Source organism: Novosphingobium sp. PY1 (assembly GCF_017312445.1).
Taxonomy (GTDB): domain Bacteria; phylum Pseudomonadota; class Alphaproteobacteria; order Sphingomonadales; family Sphingomonadaceae; genus Novosphingobium.
Genome location: NZ_BLTI01000015.1, coordinates 1 through 9,427, shown reverse-complemented (window position 1 = coordinate 9,427; position 9,427 = coordinate 1). Strand labels below are relative to the sequence as shown.

9 protein-coding genes are annotated in these 9,427 nt (G+C 62.4%); 3 read left to right on the top strand and 6 right to left on the bottom strand.

Features of this window, described 5'->3' with window-relative positions:
• Nucleotides 1-579 (bottom strand): FAD-dependent oxidoreductase (locus tag J3474_RS19645; protein WP_207095331.1); only part of this gene is annotated, 579 nt, incomplete at its 3' end.
• 666 nt (nucleotides 580-1,245) lie between these two features.
• On the opposite strand from J3474_RS19645, the gene J3474_RS19640 reads away from it, so the two are divergent.
• Genes J3474_RS19640 through J3474_RS19630 form a run of 3 tightly spaced genes read left to right on the top strand, consistent with a single transcriptional unit; the run spans nucleotide 1,246 to nucleotide 3,051 of the window.
• Entirely contained in the window at nucleotides 1,246-2,250 is a 1,005-nt protein-coding gene (locus J3474_RS19640) for a sugar phosphate isomerase/epimerase (RefSeq protein ID WP_013836618.1), read from the top strand.
• A complete protein-coding gene (locus tag J3474_RS19635; RefSeq protein WP_041558283.1) occupies nucleotides 2,250-2,672 on the top strand; it encodes a hypothetical protein in 423 nt (140 codons plus the stop codon). Before J3474_RS19640 ends, J3474_RS19635 begins: the two co-directional genes overlap by 1 nt.
• Nucleotides 2,665-3,051 carry a DUF6379 domain-containing protein gene (locus tag J3474_RS19630; RefSeq protein WP_207095330.1) on the top strand — a complete coding sequence of 129 codons (387 nt, stop codon included), beginning with the start codon at nucleotides 2,665-2,667 and terminating at the stop codon, nucleotides 3,049-3,051. Before J3474_RS19635 ends, J3474_RS19630 begins: the two co-directional genes overlap by 8 nt.
• A 142-nt stretch (nucleotides 3,052-3,193) precedes the next feature.
• Here J3474_RS19630 and J3474_RS19625 read toward each other — a convergent pair whose 3' ends face one another.
• From J3474_RS19625 to J3474_RS19605, 5 genes are read right to left on the bottom strand one after another with little or no spacing between them, the layout of a single operon-like run.
• Nucleotides 3,194-4,648 carry an MFS transporter gene (locus tag J3474_RS19625; RefSeq protein ID WP_242528503.1) on the bottom strand — a complete coding sequence of 485 codons (1,455 nt, stop codon included), beginning with the start codon at nucleotides 4,646-4,648 and terminating at the stop codon, nucleotides 3,194-3,196.
• Nucleotides 4,645-6,336 (bottom strand): GMC oxidoreductase, encoded by a 1,692-nt coding sequence (locus J3474_RS19620; RefSeq protein ID WP_207095329.1) that lies wholly within the window; start codon nucleotides 6,334-6,336, stop codon nucleotides 4,645-4,647. Before J3474_RS19620 ends, J3474_RS19625 begins: the two co-directional genes overlap by 4 nt.
• A 5-nt stretch (nucleotides 6,337-6,341) precedes the next feature.
• On the bottom strand, nucleotides 6,342-6,974 hold the full coding sequence (locus J3474_RS19615; RefSeq protein ID WP_207095328.1) for a gluconate 2-dehydrogenase subunit 3 family protein: 633 nt from the start codon (nucleotides 6,972-6,974) through the stop codon (nucleotides 6,342-6,344).
• On the bottom strand, nucleotides 6,971-8,029 hold the full coding sequence (locus J3474_RS19610) for a sugar phosphate isomerase/epimerase (RefSeq protein ID WP_207095327.1): 1,059 nt from the start codon (nucleotides 8,027-8,029) through the stop codon (nucleotides 6,971-6,973). Before J3474_RS19610 ends, J3474_RS19615 begins: the two co-directional genes overlap by 4 nt.
• A gap of 21 nt (nucleotides 8,030-8,050) precedes the next feature.
• The gene (locus tag J3474_RS19605; protein ID WP_207095326.1) at nucleotides 8,051-9,166 is read right to left on the bottom strand and encodes a Gfo/Idh/MocA family protein; all 1,116 of its coding nucleotides are present in this window, start codon (nucleotides 9,164-9,166) and stop codon (nucleotides 8,051-8,053) included.
• Between the last annotated feature and the right edge of the window lie 261 nt (nucleotides 9,167-9,427).

The following is a 9,427-nucleotide window of genomic DNA, read 5'->3' as shown; positions in this document are numbered from 1 at the left end:
ATCGAGATCGGCCGGGCGCGGGAAGTTGTAGCGCCACACCGCCTGCCCCGTGAACTGCGGCTTCTCGGCATCGGGCAGGATCGCCTCGCGGGTCTGCGAATAGACCCCGTCTGCCCCCACCACGACGTCGAAGCGCTCTTCACGCCCGTCGCTGAACCTCACGTTCACGCCTTCGCCGTCGTCGTCGAACCGCTCGGCCGTCACGCCCAGGCGGATCTCGGCGCCAAGCTCCCTGGCGCTGTCGCCCAGGACCTTCTGCAGCGCGCGCCGGCCGATGCCGACATTGGCCGGCTTGCCTTCGACCAGCGCCGGCGACGGCACCCGCGCCACGCGCGTCCCGTCGGGCAGGTAGATCTCGACCGCATCGAAACCGCAGGCAGCACCGAGAAAGGCATCGAGAACGCCCAACTGGTCCATCGCCCGGATCACGTTCGACTGCTGGATGATGCCCACCCCATAGACCGACCACTCAGGGTCCTTCTCGATCACCGTAACACCGTGCCCCGCACGGCGCAGCGCAATCGCAGCCGAAAGGCCGCCAATACCACCGCCAATGATCAGCGTGTTCAGATCTTTCATCGCGAGAACCTCAGATAATCGAATTTGAAGCGTGTACTTGAAGGAGACCGGGCGGCCTGAAACCGACCTTCGCGGCGAGCCGAATTCTGGCAGGACACAGCAGCCGGGCAGCCAGGCAGATTGCCCCTGCCTGCCTGCATCGAGCACCAGCCCGACATGGCACCGCACACCTCAATCGACTGCAATGGACTCTCCCAGGCCTGGAGGCCGGATATCCGCAAACCCGGGCTGTCCGGGGCCGCCAAGTTGACCATAACTAGAATATAGTTCTATTAATTGCCGCACTCTCCGTCAAGCGTAGCCACCATGCGATGAATGCGAATATCGGTTTTAATTTTTGATTGCAAGCGGGCTCGAAGGATTATACTTCCAAGCCTCGATGCGAGGGTGGTTCAGGCCGCCCAAAGTGAAAAAGAGACAATGGGTTCAGGCCGAATTCGGACACATCCTGCCGCCCGATGGGGCCGAAGGCTGAAACGAGCAGAACACACTATGGGGGAGCGGCGAACCAAGCGAGTGCCAACCGGCACGACCGGATCATCGATACGAATCACTGTTTGAATTTCTTGGCCGGCGCCTGGCGACAGGACCGGGGCGTGTTCCGCGTAGCGAAGCGAAACCACGCCCCGCCCATCCCGGGTCCGGACGATCACCACGGAGCGACGAATGTCCAAAATACAACGAGGCGTGAGCCTTTACAGCTTCCAGGAGGAAATGTTCCTCGGTCAGATGAGCGTGGAGGACTGCGTCGCCTATGCAGCATCCATCGGCGCCAAGGGCATCGAGATCCTTCCCGAGCAGAACATGCCCACCTTCCCCAACATCAGCGACGCCGAAGTCGATCGCTGGAAGGGAATGATGGAGCGTCACGGCACCCACTTCACCTGCTACGACATGTTCCTGGACACCAAGCTGCGCAAGGGCGAGCTCATGTCCGACGAGGAACAGGTCGCCAGCATCGAGCGCGACCTGCGCCTGTGCCATCGCCTCGGCATCAAGAACATGCGCATCCTCATCTTCGTGCGCCCGGACATCCTCGAAAAGTGCGTGCCTCTCGCTGAGGAACTGGACATCCACATGGGCGTCGAAGTGCATGCTCCCTGGCACCTCGAACATGCCTGGATCCTTCGCACGATCGACGTCGCCGACCGCCTGAAGACCAGGCACCTGGGCATCCTGCCGGACATGGGCATTTTCATGAAGCACTATCCGCCGGCGTTCCGTGCCCGCTTCGAGCGCCAAGGCGCCCGTCCGGAAGTAACCCAGTTCATCGTCGATCAGCATGAACAGAAAATCATGTGCGAGTACACGATCTACGAAGTCGCGGTGAAGATGGGCGGAAACAAGGCCGAGATCGCCATGGCCGAGACGCTGCGCCACGCGCCCTACGCCAATCCCAAGCGGCTCAAGGACTACGCGCCCTACTTCCGCCACATCCAGGCCAAGTTCTACGAGATGAACGAGGACTGCACCGATCCTTCGCTGGCCTACGAGGACGTCATCCCCGAGCTGGTGAAGTGCGGATGGGAAGGCACGCTTTCGAGCGAGTACGAGGGCAACCGCTGGATCCAGGACGTGATGGAAGTCGACAGCCGCGAGCAGGTCCGCCGCCAGCACGTCATGTTTGACCGCCTCATTGCCAAGGCCGAAGCGGAGCTTGAGAACGCCTGATGCGCTTCTTGCTGCACGACCTTGCCGCGGCATCCGTCCTCATATTGGGGACGGCGAGTGCAGGCGCGCAACCGGTCGTCAGCAAGGAGACGCTTCCCGCGCCGGTGCAGCCCGCTGCGATCGATCTGCCGATTGCGATGGGAACGCCGCCAAGGGACATCTGGCACCTGCACGGAACTCAGGTGAACATGCGCAGTGTCATTCGCCCCGCGCTGACGCCGATCCAGCCGGTCGACGGCTGTCTTCTCGGTCTCGTTGAAAGCCGAAGGACGAAGATAAGCCTGCCAAGTTCCATTATTTCGCTTCGGGCGGCCACAGCTTCGGCCTCGGCAAGCCCCGAATGCCAACCGGAGGTTGGCCCGCGCAACTCTTCAAGTGGCTGGAAGCCATGGGCTTCCTGTCAGGAGACAAGTAATGTTTGACAAGTACCTGATCGACGAAACAACCCTGCACAACACCGGTCCGGCCGACGCGCCCACCGGCTTCGCGTTCCAAGCCAAACTCGGTTACTATCGCGGGATCGGTCTCTCGATGATCGAGAAGCTCGATGTCTCGGTCGACGGTGAGACCATAGCGCGTGACGCAGTCCGCTTTGATGAAGGCAAGGGCCCGATCTCGCTCGAGGAGATGGAGACCGCCTACGATCGCCGCTGGCCCTTCGGCGCTCCGGCAACGATCTCGGTCGAATATCCCGGCGGCTTCCCGAAGGGCGAACACGAACTTTCGCTGGTAGAGCAGCTTCGCGTTTCGTACCTGCCCTTCCCCTCGGTCAACACGGACGTCAAGCGCGTCACTTTCTGACCATCATGGGCGGTGCGCGAAACGCGTACCGCCCAGCCCATGCGTCAAGCGCCTTGCGAAGCTACCTCTGCGCGTCTCGGCTGCATGAAGCTGCGCCGCCCACGAGGAGTGATTTTCTGATCAAACGATTGGAAGTTTCCAGTCAGGCATCGTGCTCGGGAAACAAGGGTCCAGGCAGACGGATAGCCAGGACGAAGCATCCGAGCAGCAAGATCTCTATAACGAGGATCGCAGGCAGCAACTTGCCCGTTTCGCCGGGTCCGGCACTGGCGAAGAATGCGGTGCCGACAATCGCCACTCCCAGGGCCAGTCCGAGTTCCTGCACCGTCTTGATGAGCCCGCTGGCCGCCCCTGCGTGTTTCCGGTCGACACGCGCGAGGATCACCGGGGTCAGTGGGCCGTTTGTCATGCCCATCCCCGCTCCGGCGAGAGCCAGGCAGCCCAATACCCACCATCCATCACCGCCGGTCACAATCCAGCCAAGCGTGCCTGCCGAAAACAGCGCCATGCAGGTCACGCCGCCGACGAGGACCCACTTGCCGTGGCTGGCAATGAGTTTCCGGCCGAGAAAGGCAATGCCGATCATGACCCCGACACTGAAAGGAATGTGCAGCAGGCCGGTCTGCAGCGGCGAGTAGCCCAGGAGCTTTTGCACACCGAAAGCGAAGACGAAAAGGAACCCGCTCGTCGACGAGCCGAAGAGCAGCGCGATCAGCAGCCCCATGGGGAACTGTCTCTGCGAGAAAAGCTCGGGGTGGAACATGCTTGCCGCGCCCCGCTCCGTCCTTTGCCTCGTTCGCCGCCACACGATCATCAGCAGGATCGGCGAAGCCAGAAGAAGGGCGAAGTGCCAGGGCTGCCAGTCAAGGTCGCTACCGCGCACGAGCGGGAACAAAAGGCCCGCCATCGCGCCTGCAAACAGCATGGTTCCCCATACATCGATACCGCGGGCGTGCTCAGACCTGGCCTTGGGAAGAAGCCTCCAGGCAACGATCAAGGCTACGACGCCCACCGGCGCATTGATCAGAAAGACGCTGCGCCAACCAAGCCCGAAAAGGTTCGCGTGAATCAGCAAGCCTCCCAGAATTGGCCCGGCAATGGCCGACATCCCGCCGATCACGCCAACCCAGGCGAGTTTCGCGACGCGCTCAAGCGGTTCGAACAGGACCTGGATCAGTGCCATGACCTGCGGCGCCATCATCGCACCTGCGCACCCCTGCAGGACGCGCGCAGCGATCAGTTGCTCCGGATTGCCCGAAAGCCCGCACAGGATCGAGGCCCCGGTGAAACCGGCCACACCCGTAATGAACAGCCCCCGGTAGCCCAGTGCATCGCCCAGCCGACCGCCAAGCATCAGCAGCAGCGCGAAGGCGAGCGAGTAACCGGCGGAGACCCACTGGGCTTCCGCGGCGGCCGATCCGAAATCCTTCTCGATCACCGGGAGAGCGGTGTTGACGATCGTCACGTCGACGATCTCAAGCACCAGCGCCACCATGAGGGTCAGATAGGCAACGCTCTTCTGTCGATCTGTGAGGTTACCCGCCGCCCCATGCGTATTGTGATTCACCGCAAGCGGCGGCGACGCAACTTCGGTCAAATGGCGCCTTCCTTGAGCATCTTCACTGCCGCGTCGCACGCTCTTGCGGTGAGGGCCATGTAAGTGAGTGACGGGTTCTGGCAAGCGGACGAACTCATCTGCGCGCCGTCGGTGACGAACAGGTTCGCCACGTCGTGCGACTGGCTCCAGCGGTTGAGGACCGAGGTCTCTGGATCCCAGCCCATGCGTGCTCCGCCCATTTCATGAATGGCAGTGCCGCCATGGCCGGGCTGATCAAAGCCCATGACCACGTGCGCCCCTGCCGAATTGAGCATGGCCGCCGCCTCCTTCTTCGCGTCTGCAAGCGCCGCGAGTTCTTCCTTGCCGTGCGCAAAGGCAATTTCAAGCTGCGGCACGCCGCGCGGATCGAGCTGCTTGCTGAGGGTCAGACGATTACTCGCCCGCGGCATGGAATCAGCGAAAACGACAAGGACCATGGTCCAGGGGCCGATCTTGTGGATCTCTTCCTTGAAGCCCTCACCGATGCCCGGCATGCGCTTGCCGCGTGTCCAGGTGCCCTGCAACGCGCCGCCCTGGAAGGAATAACCGCGCGTGAAGCCGTCTCCGTCCAGCTTGTCGAGATTTCGGAAGCGGGGGATCACGATACCGGTCGGCCGGTTCCCGAAGCTGGTCCTGTTCTCGAAGCCCGGCACGACAGCCATCGCCGCCATGGTATTGGCATGATCCATGATGTGCGTGCCCAGCACGCCGCTCGAATTGGCAAGACCGTTGGGCATGGCCTCACTTGCGGAATTCAGCAGCAGATGCACGGAGTTGAAGGCGCCGGCATTGAGGAACACTATGCGCGAGCCGGCACGCTTCGCTTCACCGGTCTTGGTGTCGACCCAGTGCACGGCGCTGACACGGCGTGTCTGCGGATCATGGTCAAGCTTCGTGACCTGCGCATCGGTGACGACCGTCAGCAGCCCGGTCTTCTTCGCAGCCGGGAGCGTGGCCGACTGGGTCGAGAAGTAGGCACCGTAGGAGCAACCGCGCGCGCAGATCGAACGATACTGGCAATGTGCCCGGCCCTGTTCGGGGCGGGCCTCGGTCAGGTTCGCGGTGCGTCCGATGGTGATCAAACGATCGGGATACTTCGCGAGGATACGCTCGCGCATCGCAGCCTCGACGCAGTTCAGCTCCATCGCCGGGAGAAACTTCCCGTCGGGAAGCTGCGGCAGTCCCTCATGCGCGCCGGAAACACCGACGAAGTCCTCGACCAGGTCGTACCACGCCGCAAGATCGTCATAGCGGATCGGCCAGTCGGTGCCGAAGCCGTCGCGCTTGTTCGCCCCGAAGTCGTAGTCCGACCAGCGATAGCACTGGCGCCCCCAGGTGAGCGAGCGACCGCCAAGCTGATAGGACCTGAACCAGTCGAATTCGCTGCCCTTTGCCTTCTGGTAAGGCTGGTCGGCATCGTTGACGAAGTGGTCCTGCGTAAATTCGGTGAAGTGCCGGTTGAGCATCTGCACCGGATATTCGCGCTTGTAGAGCTCGGTATCACCGACACCTCGGAATGGCATGTCCCAGGGCGCCTTGGTCTCGTTCTCATAGTCGACCTGATGCTCGATCTTGCGCCCACGCTCGAGCATGAGGACTTTCAGGCCCGCTTCGGTCAACTGTTTCGCTGCCCAGCCCCCGGTAATGCCCGAGCCGACGACAATCGCGTCAAATTCATGATTTTGCATACTTATCAGCCGAAATCCACTGCAGTCCAGTCACTCGAGAAGGCCCTGTCGCCCGGCTGAATGGGGATATCGGGCTCCCACTTTCCAGGTACGAGTTCGTACCGCAGTTCCTGCGAGCCGCCCACTTCACTGGTGTAGTAACCGGTCAGGATCAGCCCCTTGATCGCGACCCAAGGCGAATAGGCAGCGCCGTGCGCCATCGCTTCGCCATCGATCGCGGCCAGCAGGCGCGATTGTTCGTCCTTGTCGCGACGCAGGAAGTCACCGCCTGCAGCATGATCGAGCCGGCGCTCCAACCAGTCGAGGTGGTTCAGGGATCCGTCTCGGCGGCGAAACGGAGCGAGCGCAGGCGTGATTACGCCCGTTGCCACAGGATCGCGGGTACCCGAAAGCCCATGCGCAAGCGCGAGGATCACGAAATCGCCGACGCCGACTTCGGCGGCACCGGGAGTATCGGTCTTCGGAATGACCAGCTCGGACACTTCGGCAATCAGTTTGCGCTGGCGATCACTCGGGACATCGGCCGCATCCAGGTCGGTAAGCTTGACCGCCGCGGCCGGAATGCCCAAGGCCAGCGCAAGCAACGCCGCGCCTCCAGCGAATTCGCGCCGGGTCCAGCCGGAGGCTGGTGTGCTCATGCCCCAATTCCCATGATCCGTGCATTGACCTCCCGGTCGCTGCCGCTGTCCGCAAAATCGTCAAAGGCCTTATCGGTCACGCGGATGATGTGATCGGCGATGAAGGGCGCCCCTTCGGCGGCTCCAGCTTCCGGGTGCTTGAGCGCGCATTCCCATTCGAGCACGGCCCAGCCGGCGAAATCGTACTGCGCCATCTTCGAGAAGATCTGCGCGAAATCGACCTGCCCGTCGCCCAACGACCGGAAGCGCCCCGGGCGATCGACCCATGACTGGTAGCCGCCATAGACGCCCATGCGACCCGAAGGACGAAATTCGGCATCCTTCACGTGGAAGCACTTCACGCGCTCGTGATAGATGTCGAGGAACGCAAGATAATCGAGCTGCTGCAGAACGAAATGCGACGGATCGTACAGGATGTTGGCACGCGGGTGATCGCCGACCCGCTCCAGGAACATCTCGAAGGTCGCGCCGTCGTGCAGGTCCTCGCCCGGATGGATCTCGTAGGCGAGGTCGACGCCGTTCTCGTCGAAGGTATCGAGGATCGGCTTCCAGCGGCGGGCCAGCTCCTCGAATGCATCCTCGACCAGACCTGCAGGGCGCTGCGGCCAGGGATAGACATAGGGCCATGCCAGCGCGCCGGAAAACGTGGCGTGAGCGTTCAGCCCGAGACGCTTGCTTGCCTTTGCGGCAAGCTTGAGCTGATCGACAGCCCATTCCTGGCGCGCCTTGGGATCGCCGCGGACATGCTCCGCAGCGAAGCCGTCGAACTGGACATCGTAGGCCGGATGGACTGCCACCAGTTGCCCTTGCAGGTGCGTCGACAGCTCGGTGATCTCCAGCCCCTTTGCTCCGAGCCGGCCTTTCACCTCGTCACAGTAGTCCTGGCTCTCGGCGGCCTTGGCCAGATCGAACAGGCGCGCGTCCCAGCTCGGTATCTGCGCGCCCTTGTAGCCCAGCGAAGCAACCCAGTCGCCGATCGCATCGAGCGAATTGAACGGAGCTTCATCCCCGGCAAACTGGGCAAGGAAAATGGCCGGGCCCTTGATGGTTTTCATGGCTGTTCTCTCTGTGTTTCGTCAGGCCGGAAAGTCGGTCCAGCCGCGCTCTTCGCGGCTCGCCCGTACGGCAAGGTCGATCAGTTGCATGCCGCGCAGACCGTCGACCATGCCGGGCACCAGCGAGCCCGGCTCGCCGCGAAGCTGCTTGGCAAAATCGCGATAGAGGTTGGCAAAGGCCTCGAGGTAGCCCTCAGGATGGCCACCCGGCGTGCGGCTGGAGGCAACAGCGGCCTCGCCCAGCCCCGGATCGCCGGCCTGGACAAGCTCGGTGCGGCCATCGAGATGGTAGAGGGTAAAGGCGTTGGGGCTTTCCTGTCGCCAGTCGATTCCGCCCTTTTCACCGTATACGCGAATGCGCAGGCCATTGCGTTCGCCGACCGAAATCTGGCTGGCGAGAAGCGCACCGCGCGCGCCGTTTTCGAAGCGCAGGAGGATCTGGCAGTCGTCGTCAAGGACGCGCCCGGGCACAACGGCGCCGAGGTCGGCCAAGATCCGTGTGACCTTCAGACCCGTCACGAATTCGGCAAGCTGGAAGGCGTGAACGCCGATGTCAGCGATACATCCGCCGATCCCGGCGCGGCCGGGATCGACCCGCCATTCGGCCTGCTTGCCTTCCGCTTGCTGGGCCAGCCATCCTTGCGGATATTCGACCACGACCTTGCGGATCTGGCCAAGATCGCCCGCAGCGATGCGTGCCCGCGCTTCGCGCACGAGCGGATAGCCCGAATAAGTATAGGTCAGCGCGAAAGGCAGTCCGGCCGAAGCGACCAGGCCGGCCATTTCGCGTGCCTCGTCCAGCGTCGCGGTGGCTGGCTTGTCGCAGATGACAGGAAGCCCGGCCTGCAGTGCAGCGCGCACGGCGGGCAAGTGATGATGATTGGGCGTAGTGACCGCAACGAAGTCTATACCGTCTTCGCGAGCCGCTTCCTCGCGCAACATGGTTGCGACATCGGGATAGGCGCGCGCAGGATCGATTCGATAGGTGTCACCTGCCTTGCGCGAGCGCTCGGCATCGCTGCTGAAGGCACCGGCAACCAACTCGATCTCGCGATCGAGCTCTGCTGCGATTCGATGCACGGGACCGATAAATGCGCCAGGTCCGCCGCCAATCATGCCCATCCGCAATCGGGACATTGCGAGAATACCTCCCCTTCAACCATTAGCTTTGAAATATCTATTCTAATTGCTGTCAGAGCGATCGGTCAAGCCCATCGGTCGTGTTTGAACTGGATTGACCGATGGGCGGAAGGGCTTTAGCCGATAGAAATTCGAATTCTAATACGCGTGGCCGCAAGGGCTCGAGGTGGGAGTGGAATGACACCGATACGCCGCTTTTTCAGCAATCTCACGATGAAGCCCCAGGGAATCACCCTAGTCGCTGCCGGCTTCCTGCCG